Source organism: Vallitalea sediminicola, from assembly GCF_054408565.1.
The window spans coordinates 1-20,750 of record NZ_BTPT01000065.1 but is presented as its reverse complement, the minus strand read 5'-3'; the positions used below and the strand labels follow the sequence as shown (position 1 = coordinate 20,750).

21 protein-coding genes are annotated in these 20,750 nt (G+C 29.0%); 3 read left to right on the top strand and 18 right to left on the bottom strand.

The window, feature by feature from the left end; translation table 11 throughout:
• Positions 1 to 474: 474 nt before the first annotated feature.
• Positions 475 to 726 carry a hypothetical protein gene (locus ACX6CF_RS21610; protein WP_458787447.1) on the bottom strand — a complete coding sequence of 84 codons (252 nt, stop codon included), beginning with the start codon at positions 724 to 726 and terminating at the stop codon, positions 475 to 477.
• Between the two features lie 308 nt (positions 727 to 1,034).
• The gene (locus ACX6CF_RS21605; RefSeq protein WP_458787446.1) at positions 1,035 to 1,454 is read right to left on the bottom strand and encodes a hypothetical protein; all 420 of its coding nucleotides are present in this window, start codon (positions 1,452 to 1,454) and stop codon (positions 1,035 to 1,037) included.
• Between the two features lie 127 nt (positions 1,455 to 1,581).
• Between ACX6CF_RS21605 and ACX6CF_RS21600 the strand changes: the two genes are divergently transcribed.
• Both ACX6CF_RS21600 and ACX6CF_RS21595 read left to right on the top strand, forming a co-directional pair.
• Positions 1,582 to 1,923, top strand: a complete 342-nt coding sequence (locus ACX6CF_RS21600) for a LytTR family transcriptional regulator DNA-binding domain-containing protein (RefSeq protein WP_458787445.1) — start codon at positions 1,582 to 1,584, stop codon at positions 1,921 to 1,923.
• Positions 1,924 to 2,332: 409 nt separating this feature from the next.
• Positions 2,333 to 2,554, top strand: a complete 222-nt coding sequence (locus tag ACX6CF_RS21595) for a hypothetical protein (RefSeq protein ID WP_458787444.1) — start codon at positions 2,333 to 2,335, stop codon at positions 2,552 to 2,554.
• Between the two features lie 86 nt (positions 2,555 to 2,640).
• Here the strand turns inward: ACX6CF_RS21595 and ACX6CF_RS21590 are convergent, their stop codons facing one another.
• The 13 genes from ACX6CF_RS21590 to ACX6CF_RS21530 form a co-directional block, all read right to left on the bottom strand.
• The gene (locus tag ACX6CF_RS21590) at positions 2,641 to 3,480 is read right to left on the bottom strand and encodes a carbohydrate ABC transporter permease (RefSeq protein WP_458787443.1); all 840 of its coding nucleotides are present in this window, start codon (positions 3,478 to 3,480) and stop codon (positions 2,641 to 2,643) included.
• 91 nt (positions 3,481 to 3,571) lie between these two features.
• Positions 3,572 to 4,483 carry a carbohydrate ABC transporter permease gene (locus ACX6CF_RS21585; RefSeq protein WP_458787442.1) on the bottom strand — a complete coding sequence of 304 codons (912 nt, stop codon included), beginning with the start codon at positions 4,481 to 4,483 and terminating at the stop codon, positions 3,572 to 3,574.
• 83 nt (positions 4,484 to 4,566) lie between these two features.
• On the bottom strand, positions 4,567 to 5,892 hold the full coding sequence (locus ACX6CF_RS21580; RefSeq protein ID WP_458787441.1) for an ABC transporter substrate-binding protein: 1,326 nt from the start codon (positions 5,890 to 5,892) through the stop codon (positions 4,567 to 4,569).
• Between the two features lie 136 nt (positions 5,893 to 6,028).
• Complete coding sequence (locus ACX6CF_RS21575; RefSeq protein WP_458787440.1) at positions 6,029 to 7,231, bottom strand: response regulator; 1,203 nt, start codon at positions 7,229 to 7,231, stop codon at positions 6,029 to 6,031.
• A complete protein-coding gene (locus ACX6CF_RS21570) occupies positions 7,218 to 9,017 on the bottom strand; it encodes a sensor histidine kinase (protein WP_458787439.1) in 1,800 nt (599 codons plus the stop codon). The genes ACX6CF_RS21575 and ACX6CF_RS21570 overlap by 14 nt, the downstream gene beginning before the upstream one ends.
• Positions 9,018 to 9,432: 415 nt before the next feature.
• Positions 9,433 to 10,734: a TRAP transporter large permease gene (locus tag ACX6CF_RS21565; protein WP_458787438.1), complete on the bottom strand. Its 1,302-nt coding sequence runs from the start codon at positions 10,732 to 10,734 to the stop codon at positions 9,433 to 9,435.
• A gap of 17 nt (positions 10,735 to 10,751) precedes the next feature.
• The gene (locus tag ACX6CF_RS21560; protein ID WP_458787437.1) at positions 10,752 to 11,231 is read right to left on the bottom strand and encodes a TRAP transporter small permease; all 480 of its coding nucleotides are present in this window, start codon (positions 11,229 to 11,231) and stop codon (positions 10,752 to 10,754) included.
• A gap of 22 nt (positions 11,232 to 11,253) precedes the next feature.
• The gene (locus tag ACX6CF_RS21555) at positions 11,254 to 12,312 is read right to left on the bottom strand and encodes a TRAP transporter substrate-binding protein (protein WP_458787436.1); all 1,059 of its coding nucleotides are present in this window, start codon (positions 12,310 to 12,312) and stop codon (positions 11,254 to 11,256) included.
• A 228-nt stretch (positions 12,313 to 12,540) separates the two neighbouring features.
• Positions 12,541 to 14,103, bottom strand: coding sequence for a response regulator (locus tag ACX6CF_RS21550; RefSeq protein ID WP_458787435.1), 1,563 nt, complete (start codon positions 14,101 to 14,103; stop codon positions 12,541 to 12,543).
• A gap of 41 nt (positions 14,104 to 14,144) precedes the next feature.
• Positions 14,145 to 15,605, bottom strand: a complete 1,461-nt coding sequence (locus ACX6CF_RS21545) for a sensor histidine kinase (RefSeq protein WP_458787434.1) — start codon at positions 15,603 to 15,605, stop codon at positions 14,145 to 14,147.
• 139 nt (positions 15,606 to 15,744) lie between these two features.
• Positions 15,745 to 16,533, bottom strand: coding sequence for a carbohydrate-binding protein (locus ACX6CF_RS21540; RefSeq protein ID WP_458787448.1), 789 nt, complete (start codon positions 16,531 to 16,533; stop codon positions 15,745 to 15,747).
• Between the two features lie 141 nt (positions 16,534 to 16,674).
• Positions 16,675 to 17,397: an NAD-dependent protein deacylase gene (locus ACX6CF_RS21535; RefSeq protein WP_458787433.1), complete on the bottom strand. Its 723-nt coding sequence runs from the start codon at positions 17,395 to 17,397 to the stop codon at positions 16,675 to 16,677.
• Between the two features lie 10 nt (positions 17,398 to 17,407).
• Positions 17,408 to 18,103 carry an RluA family pseudouridine synthase gene (locus tag ACX6CF_RS21530; protein WP_458787432.1) on the bottom strand — a complete coding sequence of 232 codons (696 nt, stop codon included), beginning with the start codon at positions 18,101 to 18,103 and terminating at the stop codon, positions 17,408 to 17,410.
• A gap of 220 nt (positions 18,104 to 18,323) precedes the next feature.
• Here ACX6CF_RS21530 and ACX6CF_RS21525 point away from each other — a divergent pair, with 220 nt between their 5' ends.
• On the top strand, positions 18,324 to 19,334 hold the full coding sequence (locus ACX6CF_RS21525) for a spore photoproduct lyase family protein (RefSeq protein WP_458787431.1): 1,011 nt from the start codon (positions 18,324 to 18,326) through the stop codon (positions 19,332 to 19,334).
• A gap of 4 nt (positions 19,335 to 19,338) precedes the next feature.
• Here the strand turns inward: ACX6CF_RS21525 and ACX6CF_RS21520 are convergent, their stop codons facing one another.
• The 3 genes from ACX6CF_RS21520 to ACX6CF_RS21510 form a co-directional block, all read right to left on the bottom strand.
• On the bottom strand, positions 19,339 to 19,533 hold the full coding sequence (locus tag ACX6CF_RS21520; RefSeq protein ID WP_458787430.1) for a YwbE family protein: 195 nt from the start codon (positions 19,531 to 19,533) through the stop codon (positions 19,339 to 19,341).
• A 59-nt stretch (positions 19,534 to 19,592) separates the two neighbouring features.
• Positions 19,593 to 19,751, bottom strand: a complete 159-nt coding sequence (locus ACX6CF_RS21515; RefSeq protein WP_458787429.1) for a hypothetical protein — start codon at positions 19,749 to 19,751, stop codon at positions 19,593 to 19,595.
• A 317-nt stretch (positions 19,752 to 20,068) separates the two neighbouring features.
• Positions 20,069 to 20,750 (bottom strand): hypothetical protein (locus tag ACX6CF_RS21510; protein ID WP_458787428.1); only part of this gene is annotated, 682 nt, incomplete at its 5' end.

The window sequence follows — 20,750 nt, the reverse complement described above, 5'->3', positions numbered from 1 at the left end:
GGTCTTAAAAGTTTGAAATAAGCATTTTTAGTCTTTTCATATGAGTCATCATAATGTATCATAGTGGTATGCACCTTTCTTATCTGGATTGTAAAATGTTTTTATGGTGATTACATTTTATCAGATAAAGGTGCATTTTGTGTCAATAAATATATTTTATGCAAGGTAATCATAGTATTTATAAGGCTTTATATCACTTTTTGTGGTGGGAAAGTTGAGTTATTAACTTATTTATTTTTTATAGTAGGAAGTATCGCCAACATTTCCAACAAATCCCACGTTAAACACTCAACTAGTTTCCAAAAATACCCTGATTATTTAGTGACACTAAAATTTATTATCCCAAAAGATAGGCATGTTGTGACTTATCGCCTTAGAGTGGTTTTTATCGGTTTTGCTAAGCGAGACACCCTCTATAAATATAGATGACTTTACAGAATTTTAGCCTTTAATCACGTAGTGTTAATATTTAAATTACAACGATCTAAATAAAATTTCTACATCTAGAATTATGTTTTTTAAATAATCATCATACACCCAATAATTGCCAACTTCAATTGGATCATTATATATCTTCTCTGAGTTTTCATTATATTGCTCTGATGCAACAATTCCAACATTTGTAATTGTAACTGCATAGAACTTGTTTTTATATTTAAACTCTATGTCGGCTCCTCTAGATATGGCATTTAAAAACTCTTTATAAGATTTAAATCTAGTTGCCAAAATAATCATCTCCTAAATGTATTTTTATATTAGTTTCTCAAACTTCTCACTTCAATACTGTTAAGTAAACTAAAATAAGAATTTCATCAGTAATAAAGATAATTTACTGTTTATTATTGCTGAACTTAAAATCTAAGTGTTAAGTTTGAGTTATTTATATTATACCATATCTTTAAAATGTGGACAGTTAAAATAAACAACATACAAAGGTCTTTCAAACTAACGATTTGCTATGTTCTTAATAAGAATATAATTTTTTCCTATCCATTTTAAACTAAACTATAATAATTTTTAATCTAGTTATATATTTATGCATTCATCCAGTTCTCATTTGTAAGAATTAAATTATCAAATAGATGTTCAGATGTAGGTGGTCCAAAATCAGGCTTAGTTCCATTCCAGTCGATTTTATGATAATGAGGGTTATCATGATATTTAGGCTGTCCATGATCAGTATTATGTTTTTCAGCATCGGCTTTGCCATCATCACCTATATGAGTTTCCTTTTTATAACTTCCAGTGTCAGTTTCATTTATATCCCCAGGATTGCCTGTGAATCTATCGTCAAGAATTGGGGCTATGATTGGTGGAAATGGAGGAACATATGGTATTGATATTGTTGTTGGTATTGGTAGTGTTATTGTCATTGCATGAGAATAACTTTGTTGAGAAATTAGTATACACATTAATGCTACTAAACTTAGTAATGCTTTTCTTGCTTTTTTCAAAATTAACATCTCCTTGTTATATTATTTAGTATAGTATAACAAAAAAGATTTAAAATTTATCTAATGTTATGTTATAATATGTAAATCGAACATTAATATGTATAATTAATCCTTGGGAGGTGTAAATTTGAAACTTTTAAATAATAATATTATTACTAAGTTACAGAGCAGTATTAGTATAATCCCTATAGCAGATATCAGTTATATTGAAAAAGTTAAAGGGACGAAATACTTACATATAGTTACCATAAATAATATGTATAAATCAAAATCAACATTAAAAAAAACAATAGCCATACTATCAAATTACGGCTTTGTTAACGTTAATAGATCTATAATAGTAAATACTAGAAATCTAGTAGAAATATCAGCTAAATCCATACCATTTTTAAACTTTAAAGGAAATATACAAATATATATTTCTGTTAACAGTGCAAAAAAAATGATAAAATATATTAAAGACTGTTAATTAAATAGATAATAAGCTTTTTTCTCTAACGGAGTATGCAAAAAATCAAATTTACCTTATATAAGTTTTTTATAGAACAAACTATAGAGGAATACCAAAGAATAAAAAAACAGGTTTTAAGGATAAAATTCGAACCGTTCCCTGTCAAGTAGACAACTGAAAAACAAAAAATTTTTATATCTCCAATCATTGATGGTTGTAGATGATTTTGGGTACAGCCAACAAGCTAAGATAATTCTCCCCCCCTATCTATAAAAATGTTTAGCTAATTGCAAAACTCTAAATCCTTGCAAATTCACTACTTTTTTCTATAGAAATGGCATGTACTCCCCCATTTTGAGTTATAATTAAGTGACTAAACTGTTTATAACTTTTTCTTAAGTAAAGAAAAGAATGAAAGGAGTAACATATGCCGATTTCAACTAAACAACTATCGCTTTGTGACGTTTCTTCTGAGTTCAATCCTTTTATAAACTCTACCGAAGATTCTATTTTATCTGTTTTTAAAATGCTTTTAATATTTCTGATTACATTTAGAGATTTCTGTGGGTTTAACTCTGTTCCTAATAAATCTCAATTCTCTAGATTTAAAAATAATTATTACAACGACTATGATGATTCATGGATGTAGTGTTGATAAATAATATAGTTAAAACCTATTTTCACACAAAAGTTTAGTACCTAGAATAGTACTAAACTGTCAAATGGTTTATAGAATTATCCTTTTACAGATCCAGCTAAATTATCAATAAAATATTTTTGAACCGATAGAAAAAGCAATATAGCCGGAACAGCTATTACAACTGATGTAGCCATTAGACCTCCCCAATCAGTGCTATGCTCCCCTATATAACTTGTTAAACCTACAGGTAATGTATTCATCTTACTATCAGAAATAAATGATACAGCTAACAAAAATTCTTGCCACACACCAATAAATGTAAAAATAGCAACAGAAACTAAACCTGGACCTACAATAGGTAAAATAACTTTTCTTAACATTTGAAAATTATTGCATCCATCTAATTGAGCCGCTTCTCCTAATTCAACTGGAACTGATGCAAAATACCCTCTCATTATGATTATAGCTGAAGGTACAGTGAACGCTAGATTAGACAATATCAAACTATAATATGTATTAATAAGTCCAAATCTACTACACAAAGCAAACAATGGTATAATAAGTACTACGATAGGAAACATCTGTGTAACGACCATAGCAATAGTCATCAATTTACTTCCAGATATCTTCAGAAATCCTATTCCATAAGCTGCTAAAGCAGCAATAAATGTTGCAATCAAAGTAGTTGATACTCCAATAGTAACACTGTTTTTAGCAAACAGAAGCAAGTCATTCTCTAAAATAGCTCTTCTATAATTCTCTAAAGTAAATACTTTCGGAAAAATTGTTGGTGGAGACAGAAATATCTCACCTGCTCCCTTAAATGATGAAACAATTATCCAAAAGAAAGGAAAAACTGTAAAGATAAAAATAAAAATTTCCAAAAGATATAATAAAATTCTCCTTATTACTCTACTATATTCATATTCTTTCATAGTTAACTCCTCTTGAATAATCTTTAGGTTAAATAATACCTAAAATTATTTATTTGCACATTCTATAGCTACATATATAATAAAACTTCGTTCAATTACTTTTAATAATTCTAGATATCGTCTTTGGAATAAGATAAATCGATAATAAAACCAATGTCATGATTAAAAACATTATAATCGACATTGTAGAGGCTTCACCAAATTCATAATATTGAAATGCTGTTTTCTGAACAATAAATGGAAAAGTCTCAGTTTTATTAATTGGTCCTCCACCAGTTAATGAAAATATAATACCAAAGGAATTAAACGTCCAAATAAATGCCAAAAGACATACTGTTTGTATTGAATTTTTAAGATAAGGCAATGTGATATGTACAAAAGTTTGTATTGTACCTGCTCCATCAATTTTAGCGGCTTCTAGTTGCTCTCTTGATAATGTTTTCAATTTAGCATAGAACATCAGAGCCATAAAAGGAAATGCTCTCCACACATTTGCAAGAACTGCAACTCCCATTGCAGTTGCACCACTTCTAAACCAAGAAAAATCTGCACTAATTAGATTAAGTTTTTCTAGAATATTATTTATTATTCCGTAATCAGATGATAACATCCATTTCCAGCAATATCCTGTTACTATTTCTGGTAATACCCAAGGTATAAGAATGGACCCCTTAATAATAGTAGTACCTTTTATATTGGTATTAAGTAATAACGCTGTTGACAATCCTAATATCAACATAAAAGTAATATTACTACATGTCCATACAATTGTTCTTATAATTGTTTCTATAAAATAATCTGATTTACATATTTCTATGTAATTATTAAACATAATAAATGTTTTCACAGGTTTTACCAATGTATAATTTGTAAAACTATAATATATATTACATAAGAAAGGATACGCTATGGTTACAAGTAATATTATTATGGTTGGTAGAAACAGCATACTTTTCAGATTAGCTCTTCTACTTAATCTTGATTTGTTGAAAGCTGGGAACATATTCTCCCTCCTCACTTTTCAGCTATAATATTTTTAGTTCAAGAGTGGTGGTCAAGGTCACCACCCTATCACTATTGCCATTACTATTTTTTATCTAATATTGCTTGTATATCAGTAGCAGCTTCTTTTAGCGCTTCATCTAGTGTAATATCGTCAAGTATATATCTTTGGAAATAGTTATTCCAAGTCTCAGCTACCTTAGATAATTGTGGAATTGGAGGATTAGGAACTTCAGCAGTTTTTAACTGTTCCGCGAATATATCGTATTTAGCATCATTAAATGGTGGATAATTGTATGATTCATATATTGGAGGTATTGATGTTGCTGTTTTAGCATTGATTTCAGGATTAGATAAGAACTCTAATACTTTCCATACTTCATCTTTATATTCAGAATTGGCACCCATTGCTATATGCCATCCGCCCATAGATGCTCCCGATTTTTTAGTTCCTATAGGATTAGTGATTAGTTCATATTCAAGATCTTTTGCTTCAATAAGTATTGGATCATGAAAATGCCAAGGTCCAAATACAAACATACCAACTTTACCTTGTGCAAAAGATGAAGTTATTTTTGTACCATCATAACTTACAAAATCTTCTGGTTGATACTTGGACATTTCCTTAGCCCATAAAAGAAAATCTTTAGCTCCTTGAGAGTCTATTTCTTGAACATACGAATCACCGTCTTGTATATACAGATGTGATCCATTTCCTAATAACCATTGTCCCAAATCATAAGTTGGATACCACATATTACCAAAATCCATTATCATACCAAATTGATCATTCTTACCATCACCATCTGTGTCTTTTGTTAATGCTTTTGCCGCTTTTAACATATCTTCTATAGTTTTGGGTACTTCAAGACCAGCTTCCTCAAATAATTTTTTATTGATTGCAAGTACTCTAGTATCAGTTTCATATGGCATAGCATATTGAGAACCTTTATACTGAGCCGAATCAGAGAAAGATGTATTATAATCGTTCTTCAAATCAATATCTGATTTCTCTATATATTCATCTAAATTAGCGATAATTCCAGCATCAGCAAATGTACCAACTGATGGATGATTAGTATAGATGATATCGTATACTACATTACCAGTATAAGCTGTAACTATTTTCTTATCTAGTTCACTGAAAGGTACCGTTTCTATTTCTACTTTAATATTAGGATTATTAGGATAAAATTCTTCTTCCAAAGCTTTATTGATAAATTTTTCTTCTTCACCTTCTGTTGTCATAATAAACTTAAGTACAATATCTTTTTTAGTTTTCTTATCATCAGAAGTACTTTTACCTGATTTCTTATCGTCATCTGAAGTAGGTGTACCTTCTTTTGAACATCCCATAAGTGAAGTTAATAGCAGTGTTACTATCATAACCATCATAACTATCTTTTTCATGTAATGTTATCCTCCTTTTTTACTCAATTACACCAATAAAACTTATGGCGTATTAAGATTATATCTAATTATATCCATAATATATACAAAAAAAAATGCACATATCTTTAGATTTTGTGCACTTTTATTATATTATTTAATAATTTGCATCTCTATATTTAATAGGAGTACATTTTTCAATTTTTTTAAATATTCTACTGAAATACCTATAATTAGGATATCCTACTAATTCCGATATTTCATAAACTTTGAGATTGGAATTTCTCAATAATTTTTTTGCTTCTTCTAATCTAATATTAATAAGATATTTTGAGAATGATATATTCATTTCTTCCTTAAACAATTTACTTAGATAGCAAGGATTGAGCATAACATGTTCGCTCACTATATCTAATGATAAATCAATGCTATAGTTACTGTTGATATATGCTACTACATCTTTAATAACTTGTCTTTCTCCTTTATTGATTGTAACTGAGAAAGTTTCTAGAGCATCCATATAACTTTTGTATATTTTGCTATAGTTGCTATAACTTTTTCCAACACCAATAGAAATCGATTGATTGTATTTATCGGATATATGATTGCATATGGAAACTAAAGCAAGAAAAATCTGTTTGTAGAAATCATTTTGTTTGTTCTCATCTTGAGAAGCAACAATAACTACTTGATCCGTTTTATATTGGATGATTTCAATATCTTCTACATCTTTTAACTGTTTCTTGCATATTTGATATAATGTTAAAAAAGTATCATCCACTTTATTTATTTTCAAAACATAAACTTTAATCAACTCTTTGGTAATATGAATATTAAGAGTACCAAATTCATCTCTTATTACTTCATGTATATATGGAATACCCGATAATATGTTGTGGAAAAGCTCTTCTCTTAGATAAGGGATGCTCTTTTTAAAATGACTTTCCATAGAACTATTTTTTTCCTTGTTTTTTTCTTTTTCCTTAATAACTTCTATGCATCTTTCAACTGCTTTTATTACAACTTTTTCTTTTATTGGTTTGAGTATATAATCTGATACTCCATAGCGTAAAGCTTTTCTAGCAAATTCAAATTCATCATATCCAGTAATTATTATGACTTGAATATTGGGATATTTTTCATTAATTTTTCTAGATAAACTTAATCCATCAAGATAATCCATTTTTATATCTGAAATAATAATATCAACTTCACTACATTCAATAATGCTAAGTGCTTCATGCCCATCTTCCGCTTCACCTACAATATTTACACCTATTTTATCCCAATCAATTGTTTTAATTAATCCCTCTCTTATCCATATAGAATCATCAACAATAAGTACATTATATGTTCTCATTCGTTATAGTTCCCCCTGTCAACAAATCAGTGATTTGCTTAGTTATCTTTATACTAACGCAAGTTCCTTCCTTTTCTTGACTCTCAATATATAAACCGCAACCTTTTCCATACATATGAATTATTTGTTGATTAATATTTTGTAGCGCAAAATTACCATCAGTATTATAATTACCTATCTGAAAATCCCTATTTATCTTGTTCAATTTATCTTCTGAAATTCCAACTCCGTTGTCCCATACTTTTAATATAATATATTCTCCCTCAATATTTCCTTTTATATTAAGCACCTTATGATCTTTGTTGTTAAATCCATGAATTATTGAATTTTCCACAATAGGTTGTAGAACAAGTTTGGGAATATTATAATTTAATATTTCTTCTCTTACATCAATACTATAAGTAAAGTTTTTCCTAAAATTATTTTTTTGTATTACTAGATAATGATTTATCAAAGATAAAGATTCTGAGATCTTAACTATATTTTTCCCTTTACTAAGAACCAATCTATAAAAATTAGCAAGACTAAAAATAATATCACAAGCATCTTCACCATTATTAGTCTTAACCATCCAATGTAGTACATCAAGAGTATTATATAAAAAATGTGGATTAATCTGATTCTGTAATGCTTTCATTTCAGCTTCTTTTTTTAATAAACTCTGTATATATACCTCATTAATCAAGTTTTGAATTTTTCTAACCATTGTATTATAACTTCTATATAAAATACCAAATTCATCTTTTCTATTATTATTTAAATTAGTGGTAAAATGCCCACTTCCTGCTAATTCCATAGCTTTCTTAAGCTTTCCTATAGGATGATAAATACTTTTTGATATAATTAGAATTCCTATAATATCAACAATAAAGACTATTAATGATATAATTATTGCAAGCCCAATTATTTTACTGGCTCCAGGATATATTCCTTCTATAGGTATCAGTGCTACGTATTTCCAATTCAAATATTTAGAAGTTGTAGAAACAACTAGATACTCAGTATTATCAATTTTTTTTACAAATCCATTTTTATTTTCCAAGAAATCATTTTCAGAAAATCCAATAGTATGTATGCTCTTTTTAATTAAAGTCAAGTCTTCATGAGAAATAAAATTCATTTTATCATCTAAGAGGAATTTGTATCCTCCATCTCTTATATTAATATTTTTCAACATATTATGTATTGCTCTTTCATTTACATTCAAATATAAATCAATTATACTATTGTTACCATCTTTTATGGTTTTCTTAGATGATAAATAGTATTTATCTCTTGTACCAAAAGGGTCTTTTCTAAGTACCCAAGGCATTGATTCTTCATTAGTCTTACTCCACTTTTCCCATTCCATATCTAGATCATAAACATATAAAAAACCTTTTCTATTAGAGGCAAACAAACATTCATCATTATAATCGTATAAATAAATACTTTCTAATGATGGCTCCATCAGTACATTTCTTGATAGAACTCTATTTATATATACCATTTTTTCATAATCTTTATAACTTTGTCCTGGTGTTAAATCTTCCGAAAGAATATCCAATAGCTGATCATCTAATAGCAAATCGATAGAAGAATATTCAATAAGCTCCAGAGCTAAATCAATCTTTTGGGAAGCTTCTTTCAATTGATTTGACACTGATTTCTTAGTCTCCTCTTTTATTAAGTTTACAGAAGATTTTACTAATATAAATTCTATAATGCATGTAGGAATAACAACCAACATTATAGATAATATAATCAACTTGTATTTAATCGTACGTAGAATATGAAGATTTTTCATTTAATCTCTCCCTCTTTGATTAATTTAAGGGCAACAATAAATTATTGATCTATAAATATTGATATTTACGTATTTCTTTATAACTTGAAAATTTTCAGAGGAAACTCTATGAATAATAATACATTTGATAAGTTGTTACATACATAATCATTATGAATTCAATCTTATTATCTTTTGCTGAGTACTTATTTATAAATAGATATGATGGCTGTGTAATTAATTATAGTTACTTTTATTACTTTTTTCAATCATTTTTTTATGGTAACGCAGATATTAAGTGAAAGCTAATGTTCTATATTTCTATTTTATATGCTTAAGAAGTGAAGGTTTCCTGAAATAAAAAATGTATCATATATTATATTTGACTTATCCAAACATATATATGATACACCTAGGTTAAACTACTATAATCATATTATCCCATTATCCAATTAGGGACAAACATAATAATCTCAGGAATAAATGTAATTAATAATAGTGTAACTATCATTACTAAATAGAAAGGTAATAAAGCTTTTGTAACCTTTTCCAATGACACCTCACCGATTGCACATCCAACAAATAACGCTCCTCCAACTGGTGGTGTACATAAACCAATTGCTAAGTTTAATATAAGTACAACTCCAAACTGAATTGGATCCATACCCAAGCTAGTCACAACTGGTAATAATATTGGTGTTAATATTAATATAAGAGGTGCCATATCCATTATACAACCAAGTAACAATACTAATAAGTTAATCAGTAATAATAATATTATTTTATTGTCTGTAATTGTTAATAATACTTTTGTTGCCAATGCAGGTACTTGTAATAGTGCTAACATATGTCCAAATGCTTTTGCAGCAGCAATTAGACTTAGAACTAATGCAAGGGTTTTTAAAGAATTGTATAATATTTTATTCATACTTCTTAATGGTATTTCTCTATAAACAAAAAATGTTATTATAAACGCATATAAACATGCCGCCGCCGCTGATTCCGTAGCCGTAAACACTCCTGATAATACACCGCCTATAATTATTACAGCAGTTAATAATCCAAGAAATGCTCCAGAGCATATCTTTATTCCATCTCTAAATGATATCTTTTCACCTTTTGGATACCCTCGTTTGACAGCAATGATGTAACTGACAATCATAAGTGCTATTCCTAGAATGACACCTGGAACTAACCCACCTAAAAACAGTTTACCTACCGATATGCCACCTGCCGCTAATGAATATATAATCATATTATGGCTTGGAGGAATAATAACTCCCTGACATGAACTTGTAACTGTTACAGCAACAGCATAATCATCATCATACCCTTTATCCTTCATCATAGGTATTAACATAGCTCCAATTGATGAAGTATCTGCAACTGCCGAACCTGAAATACCGCCAAAGAACATACTAGCCAATACATTAACTTGTGCTAATCCACCTCTCATACGTCCTACAATAACATTAGAAAATTCGATTAGCCTCCTAGAGATTCCTCCTGCCCCCATTATTTCACCTGCTAGTATAAAAAACGGAATAGCTAATAAAGAGGAAGATTCAATCCCTTTTGTCATCTTTAAAACTATTGTCATTATTGGTATTTTACAATATATTGCTGTTAATACCGAAGATACTCCAAGTGCAAATGTTACAGGTACTTTCAGTACTAAAAATACAATAAAAGATATTAATAAAATAGCAATCGCAATAGAAACTGTTGTACTATCCATCAATTTTCCTCCTTATATTATTTGTTTTCTAATTGATTAAGCCCTATCAAACTCATAATACTATCAAAAGTAATTAGAATACCCGATATGGGTATTACCATATATAAATATCCAGTTGGCATTTTGGTAGCTGGATAAGTCGAAGTCATCATTATACTTGATAATTTTCCACCATAATATATCATAATGAAACCAAAGAGCAAAATAACTAAATCAACAAACTTATCAACAATTTTTTGGAATTTTGGAGGAAACAAATTATAAAAAACTTGAATACTGATATGTAATTTATTCTTAACTCCAATAGCCATACTTATAAAACCAAACCATACCATAAATATCAATGGTACTTCTTCTGACCACCCAATACTAAATTTAAGAACATATCTGCAAAAAACTTGAACACATGTAATAATTGTCATAAGTAACAGTAATATCTTCGCAACTGTAACTACTAAATTATGAAAACCATTAAATACCTTTATTACTATCTTCATAATATGCTCCTTTCTTTACAAGCTATTTCATATCTTGTATTTCTCCTATGATATCAGTATATTCTGACGCATATTTTTCATATAATGGTTTTACAGCTTCAACAAATTCATCTTTATTTTCTAACCTAGTAATTATACAACCAGCTTCTTTGACTTTTTCTTCTGATTTAGCTTCTTTTTCATTCCATTTTTCAATTTGGAATTCTTGTGCTTCTTTAGCTGCCTCTTTGACTAATATCATGTCTTCATCTGATACTTTTTCCATTGAAATTTTGCTTGCGATTATCATTTCTGGAACTCTTAGATGCTCATCGATTGTATAATATTTTGCAACTTCAAAGTGTGAAGATGTGTCATAACTTGGCCAGTTATTTTCAGCTCCATCAATTACACCTGTTTGAATCGCACTATATACTTCCCCATAAGGAAGAGGAGTTGGAGATGCACCTAGATTTTTAACCATATCAATTATTAATGCACTCTGTTGAACTCTAAATTTTAGACCTTTTAAGTCTGCTAAACACTTGATTTCCTTTTTTGAATTATAGAAGCTTCTAGCTCCTCCATCGTACCAAGCTAATCCAATGAAATTAGCACTTTCAATACTTGCTAAAAATTGATCCCCAATACTACTATTTAAAACTTTCCACATATGGTCAGCATTTTCGTAAAGATATGGCAATATAAGCACATTCAATGATGGTGAGAACTCTGTTAATGGTGCAAGACTAACTCTTGCAAAATCAATTCCGCCAAATTGAACCTGCTCTATAACTTCTTTTTCTTCACCTAATTGCTTACTATGAAAAACTTCTATTTTTATTCTTCCTTCTGTTTTTTCTTCTACCAATCTAGCAAATTCATAATCCCCTAATGTTGTAGGGTAATCTGCTGGATGATTATCTGCTAATCTAAAAATTATTGATTTAGTATTTTCTTGTTTATCATTATTTTCACTTGCCACTTTATTCGAATTTACATTTTCGCCATCTTTTGATGTCTCTGTTTTCTCTCCACAACCTACGAAAAGAACTGATACCATCATAATGACTAATACTGTACTTAATACTTTTTTTAACATTTATATTTCCTCCTGTTTTTAATTTTGATTTCAATACTAAAATCCAACTTCATCTAAACAGTATATAGTATATTTATCTGGAATTCTCTACACTAACTTGTTTATTTCATGAAATAATTGCTAACATATAACAACAACAATTAAGTCCTACTTATTAAGCAGGACTTAATTGTTGTTATAGTATTTTTTTGTTCTCAATAAATTTTTTTCTTCCCTTTTTAACCATTTTTACATTAGTATTCTATTATTTCTAAATTCCGTAGGAGTAATACCCTCGTACTTTTTAAAAACCCTTGTAAAATAATTAGGATCAGTATACCCTATACTAACACTAATGTCTTTAATACTTAAATTAGGTTCAGTAAGCATTTTTTTAGCATTTTCTATTCTTATAACTGATAAATAATCTTTAAAATTCATGTTGTAATATTTTTTGAATATCTTACAAAAATGGTAAATACTGAATCCACTCTTCACAGCCATTTTTTCTAATGATATATTCTCTGAATAATGTTCTTTCATATATTTTATCACTTTATCTAGAATTGCACCTGTTTTATCCGTTTTTTGAATATTTATTTCCGCAATTACAGCAACAAAATATTGCTGTACATATGATTTCGCATCTGCTATAGAATGAATTTCATTAATACCCTCTATAAGTTTATCAGATCTTTTACTGATTCTAATAGTTTCATATATATATTTATTCATGGAAATTATTAATTCATATATCTTAAAGCGGATTTCGTTAATATCTGTAGATGCATATATAATTCTATCCAATTCATTATTCAACTGACTCAACATAGACTCTTCATCATTTTCGATTATACTCTTACTTAACTTAATGCCCATTTCATTCATTGATTCATAGTAGTTATCGTTCTCACTTTTACCAAGTTTTTCATAGCATTCAATCTTAGCCTCCGAAAATGATTTCCACAATTCACCTATAGCAGAATATTCTTTACCTACTCCAACGCTGCCTTTAGTTCTATATCTCTCTTCGTACTTTTCCAGTAATTCTTCAGTTGTTTTCTTAAATATGCCATAGTAACTTTCTTTATTGTTTTTACTTATTCCCACAATCAATATGTATATGGTTCCTCTCACTAGATTACCTATACATTTTATATTATTACGCTTTAGTGTATCTAGCATTGATTCAAAGAAACGTTTTTTCACCATTTTACTATGAAGATATGATTCTGATTGTTCTACTTCATTCCATAATTTGATTACCACTCCAAATCCCCAATAGAATGTAGTTCCAAAAAAAGTGAAATAATCTATCGCCTGCTCTTCCTCTATTTCACCTATCACTATAGACATTACAAATTCACTTTCCAAATATCTTGATACTTTATTTAATTTATTTTGCATATCTTTCTGAGTACCTTTGTTCTTGAAATCCTTTTCCAAATCACATATTGTTTTATTTAATATATCAATTATATCTTGGTTGGTGGATGGTTTTACAATAAAATCTTCAACTCCTAATTTAATAGCTTCATGTGCATAATCAAACTGATCAAATGCTGTTTGAAAAATAATTTTACAGTCTGGATCAATCTTTTTTATCACCTTAGCTGCCTCAATACCATTCATTCCTGGCATCTTAATATCCATAATGACAATATGTGGTTTAGAAACTGCAAACATTGATATTGCTTCTTGCCCATTTGATGCTTCAATGATTTCATCAAAAGAGATTTCACTTCTCTTTAATATATATTTTAATGCTTCACGTTCAATACTTTCATCATCAACAATTAATAAACGATACATTTACTCATCTCCCATTTGCAAGTAATAAGTATATCTGATAATCATATTCTTGGAATAATTAATAATATACTTGTTCCAACATCTTCTTTACTTCTAATTATGAACTCACATCCATTTTGGAAAAATAATATCATTCTATTATATACATTTTTTAATCCAATACTATTTACTTCCTTCTCATTCTCAGAATCTAATAATTTTGCAACAACATCCTTAGACATACCTATCCCCGTATCAAATATATTAATATATATCTTTTCATTTCTTTCGAATATCTTTATTCTTAACTTACCACCTTCGACTTTTGGTTCTATTCCATGAATGATTGCATTTTCAACTATAGGTTGTAATAAAAAAATAGGAATAAAAATATCGTTAGTCTGTATCTGACATTGTAGCTGGAATGATAGTCTCTCTTTAAATCTATATTTTTGCAAATGCACATATTCTTCTATAATTTGTAATTCTTCTTCTAATGAAATAGAATTTTCACAATGCCTTAGCCTATATCTAAATATATTTGCTAGACTTTGAATAAGTTGCATAGTATCATCTGCCTCTTCAAACATAGCTACTCTTGAAATAGTATTTAATGTATTAAATAAAAAATGTGGATTAATCTGGGATTGCAATGCTAAGAATCGTGCTTCCTTCAATAATTGTTCCATCCGTAATAATTCGATTTCTTCTTCGTGTAATTTTTTTTCTACTATCACTTTTTCCTGTAAATTCTCAACTAAACATTTAATGCTCGTACTCATTGTATTAAATGAATCAGTTAGTATTCCTACTTCATCTTTTGATTGTATTCTGACCTTTTCTATGTCTAAGTTCCCTTTTGATATTTCTATAGACGCCTTTGCAAGCTTCTTGATAGGATTAATAATATAATTAGAAAATATCATGCCCACAAAAATTGAAAATGCTAACCATAATAATATGATCAATAAGGATAATTTGTTTTTTGCATTTGATTCCATCACTAATTGATTATATACTATCGTCCCATCTGCAAGACCTATATTCAAAAGTTTTTGGATATAACTCTTTGTGTAATCATATATTCTAATCCCTTTATACAGACTTATATAATATTCTTTATTTCCATCTGCTCTTAATTCAATTGCATTATCCCAGTGCTTATATGTAGTATTTATGGAATTTGTGATAGCATTCAACTCAAAATATGCATCACGTGATTTGAATCTCTTTTTCAAATCATCCATTATATGTATTATCTTGTCTTTATTCTCATAATAACTATCTTTATATTCTTCATCTAATTCCTCAATATAACCTTCAACACAATTTTTATTTGTCTTAATCGTTTCAAATAATTCATTAATAGCATAGTAATTATTCAAATGTCTATTGAACCCATTCAATATCTTATAATTATTATTATGCAAATATAAAATAAGGATACTTACAAAAAATATCATTGTAAATATAAATATCCATATTTTATATTTAATTGATAGCCCATGCCAGCAATTTTTCATTTTTTATTGTCCTCCAATTATGATATTAAACATTGCTCTCATACTAGACACACTAAAAAAGCTGATTACTGTACAATACAGAGATCAGCTTTAGTTGCATAGTCTACTTATTAAAAATAATTTTCAGGCTAATTTAATGTTAAGCTTCTACTCCATACACTTCAATCTGTGTAAGTGCTGGGAAAGGTGATGGGTCATCAGCTTTCTTCAAATCTTTTAGAATTAGCCACTTAATTTTCTTTTGCTCAATATTTATAATATGTGGTTTATAGCTTTTTTCAAGATCCCAAACCAACTCTGAATCATCAGAGAAAACAATCTTCACTTGTTCCCACCAGTTATCATGTGGAAAATCGCTTCTTGTGTATAATACTATTTTATCAACTGCTACTAATCTTCCAAAATCTAATCTCATTTCAGCATCATCTTGCATATTGATGCCCCATGATTGATAAGGCCAAGGACCATGTGATCTGTTTTCACAAACACCATCAATTGCATTTCTTGCTGCAAAAACTGCTTCTCCTCTTGTCTCTACATTTGCCTTTGCATGAGGATATAATCCTTCAATACCATTTTGGTCAACAACATTTTTCGCAAGATTTTTATATACATTTATTTCTTCTTTAGTAGCAAGTCTCAAATGTAGTAAGTGACTATTTCCACTAAATACTTTTGGTGAAAAATTAGTTCTCTTTTCTTCAAATGGAACATTATAGACTACTTCAGATTCTGTAAAATATACAAAAGCTTCTCCAAGGGCATCATCAATCTGTGCTATAAAAAATTGATTCTTATCACTTGACTTGAATACAATTTTATCTCCTTCTTTGTATGTATCTTGATAAACTAAATATACTTGATCAGTATTACTACTTTCTGCTAACTTGTTTCCTGCTTGGTCCAATACTTCTATTGATAAATTCATCATAAGTTCCTCCTATAATATATAAATTCATAGTATACATTATAACAATAATTCGTAAAATTTCAAACTGAAATTATGAACCAGAATGCAAAACATAGTAAATAGTTAATTTTCTACTCCTAAAAGCAAAAAACTATACTCCTATATCATAATTTTCTTCATGACTTCTCCAATCGGCTTATTGATAACTAAATCTGCATAGCTGTCATAAGATGTTTCCTCTTTATTGATAAGAACTAAATATTTCCCATTAAAATATTGTATCAGTGATGCAGCTGGATAAACTACCAATGATGTACCCCCAATAATTAATACTTCAGCACTACTAACATATTCCACAGCTTTTTTTAGAATCTCTCCATCCAATCCTTCTTCATAGAGAACTACATCAGGCTTAACAATGCCTCCACATTTTTTACATCTAGGAATCTCGTTACTATCTAATATAAAATCAATATCAAATGATTCTCCACAAGACATGCAATAATTTCTATAGACCGATCCATGTAATTCAATAACTTCTTTACTTCCTGCCATTTGATGCAGATTATCTATATTCTGAGTCACTACAGCTTTCAATTTCCCTCTTTCCTCTAACTGAGCTAATGCCTTATGAGCGTTATTAGGCTTGGCATCTCTATATATAAGATTTTCCTTGTAATACTCATAGAAAATCTTAGGATTTTTCATGAAAAATGTATGGCTGATTATTGTTTCTGGACGATAATGATATTTCTGCACTGCTTTATACAATCCTTTTTCAGAACGAAAATCAGGTATATCACTTTCCGTAGAGACACCTGCACCCCCAAAAAATACAATATTATCACTTGAATCTATTATATCCTTTAATTTCTTTAACATAAAATCACCCCTAAATCTTATTGAACATATCAAAAGGATACTCTTTACTTGGCTTTAGTTCAAATTTACAAGTCTTATTCTCTTTGGGATGCTTGAATGAAATGAATCCAGCCCATAATGCAATTTGTGTCCATTTCTTCATTTTCATAAAAGTTTCATTATACTTATTATCTCCCCATATTGGAAGGGATTCACTAGAAAGCTGAACACGTATCTGATGATGCCTTCCTGTTTTAAGATTAATCTTCATTAGACTCAATGTACCATATTCTTCAGTTTCAATGGTTTCTATTAGTTCATATTCTAAAACAGCTTCTTTGGCATCTTTTACATCTTTCGCAACTACTTTGGATATATTGTTTCTACCATTCTTTTTAAGGAAATCTCTTAATTCTCCTTTATCTTGGTTAGGCTTTCCACAAACTACAGCATAATAATGTTTATCAAATCTTTTAGATCTAATTTCTTCTGATAATTTCGTATTGGCATATTTTGTTTTAGCAAACACCATCAAGCCACCCACTGGTCGGTCAAGTCTATGAATCAATCCAATATATGGGTTTCTTACGTTATATTTTTTTATTAAATATTCCTTTAATAACGTTAACATATCCTTATCTCCAGTCTTGTCCTTTTGTGAAGGAACTTTTGGAGGTTTTTTTGCAACAATTATATGTGTATCTTCATATATTATCTCTAATTCCATTTTATTCTCCTGTTATATTTTTTTATGTAAAAATATCATATTTACTAAACAACCCATATAATACTTGGTTTTAGTAATATTTATAAGTACATTATTTCTTATATATGTTTCCATATATTAGTATAATCCATTATTGATCTAATATCCATAGTGAGTATATTTTATATTGAAATAGCAATACTAATCTTATGAATATACTAATTACTATAGAGGTGATATCTTGAATAATTTTATACCAGCAAAAGTGCTTTATGAAGAAAAAATTCTAGAATATGAATTAGGGAAAACTCTTTACGAACGATATAAAAATATGAATATTGAAATGATACCCATAGAAAAACATCACGATGTAGAGTTCATTAAAAAAGCACCTGATGAAAAATTTGTTGAATTCAAAAAATACTTGGTTCTTGGTATCAGAAAGAGCTTACAGTTAGCTCCTAATAAACTATCTGCAGATTTCATTGTTCCTTTTACATCTTCAGGTTGTTCAGCTATGTGTACATATTGCTACCTGGTATGTAATTTCTTCAAAGGTTCTTATCTTCGCATATTCGTTAATCGAGAGGCAATGATTAATTCTGTTAAAAGAAAAATTAAACAAGTGGGTGAAAAGAAAATATATGAAATCGGTTCAACAAGTGATATGGTACTTGAAAATACTATTACAGGTAACTTGAAATGGGCTATAGAACAATTTGGCAAACTAGAAAATGCAACCTGTACCTTTGCAACAAAATTTGCTATGGTTGACGACCTTCTTGATGCTGACCATAATGGAAATACTCAGATGAGAATAAGTGTCAATCCTGATTATATTATAAGAAAAGTGGAAATAGGCACTTCCAATCTTGAAGATAGAATAGATGCTGCTAACAAAATGTTTAATGCAGGATACCGAGTTGGCATCAACATTGCTCCTATAATCCTTTTGGATAATTGGCAAGAGATGTATAGAGAATTGTTGGAAACATTATCAGAAAAGCTTGAAGATAATTTAAAAAACCAATTATTTTATGAACTGATATTTATGACTTATGGTTATGCAAATGATACCATTAATAGCGCCGCTCTAAAAGGTGTCCTTAATGTATTTGATAAATCAAAAATGTGTCCAAAAGGACGTGGAAAGTTCTGTTACAACCTAGATATGAGAGAAGATGCGGCTAGATATTTCAGAGATCTGATTGCTCACTATTTCCCTAATGCCATAATAAGTTATATTGTATAAGCGATTACTTTATTATTTCTTTAACCCTACCTACAATACCATTATCAAGCATCACTTTAATTCCATGAGGATGGGTTTGTGAGTTTGTAAGAATCCTTTGAACCACACCTTCTGTTAATTTTCCTGAACGTTGATCCTGTTTTTGGACAACTCTTACTTTGGCACCTTGTTTAATATTTTTACGCATAGTTCCATTCATGTTATCTATCCTCTTTCATTAGAATTATAAGTAGGGTCATGAGTACTTCTGATTATCTACTATTTGTCAAGTGCTCCGCCTCGTTTAGTATTTTTAAACCCTTTCTTATTATTTCCAATTTTCTTATTAGGTGTTTCATTCTTGAATCCTTGTTGTGAAGTTCCTTTTTTCTTTTCTTCAATAATTTTCTTCATTTTATCAATATTATTATTTCCCATAATTTAAGTCTCCTTCAAATGTTTTTTATGGATTATTAGTACCGTCTACACATGTCTGCTTATAATTGTGACTAAAAAATTCATCTTTTCTATCTATTTTTATTTATCTATTTCCATTTTATAATCAATTCTACAACTAATGTATATTCATAATCCTAATATAGTATTGCTCTTATATACACATATTGTCAAGTCATTATTTTGTAATGGATAACGTCAGAAACGTTTTTGATGTAAAATTATATTACCAGTATAACATAATTTCAGCGCCAATCTTGTGATTGACGCTAAATAAATTTATCAGCTTACTTCAACTATTAAACAGGAAAATCAGTAATTAGTGGAACTAATTCTGCATGTCTATAAGTATTTTCTGGTATAGGTGTAACTGTATTCAATACAGTATCTACAGCTTCTGTTCTAATAGCCGCCCAACAGTAAATTCCACTAACTGCGTCAAAAAATTGAACTTCGCATTGATTATTAGTATTATCACTTCTGGTTATTGAGTACTCGATATCAAAGCATTGGTTTGCCTTAATTATTATTGGCATTATTATACCACCTTGTGGTATTAAAGTATTTCTTGGATTATTATTTCCATACTCATATACTCTTACTGTTACACTTCTATCTATATTAGTATTGTTTAAAACTTTTATTATTAGGCTTGCTGGCTCTTGAGATAGTTGTGAAATAAAAAATGGACCTGTTGTTAAATCATCTGTTGTTGTTAAAATATTTTCAATATTACTTACTTCGTATTTTATTTCTTCTAACCCATAAGTTGCACTTAATACAGCTTCTTCTATTGCTGCTACTTCAGTTTTTACTTCATACAGACCAAATATAGGACTTTGAATATCATTGATTATGTCAATTACCTCAGCTTTAATCTCAAATAATCCATATATAGGACTTAGGACTGTTTCTTCTATTACACTTACTTCACTCTTGATTTCCTCTAATCCATATGTTGCACTTAATACGGTCTCTTCT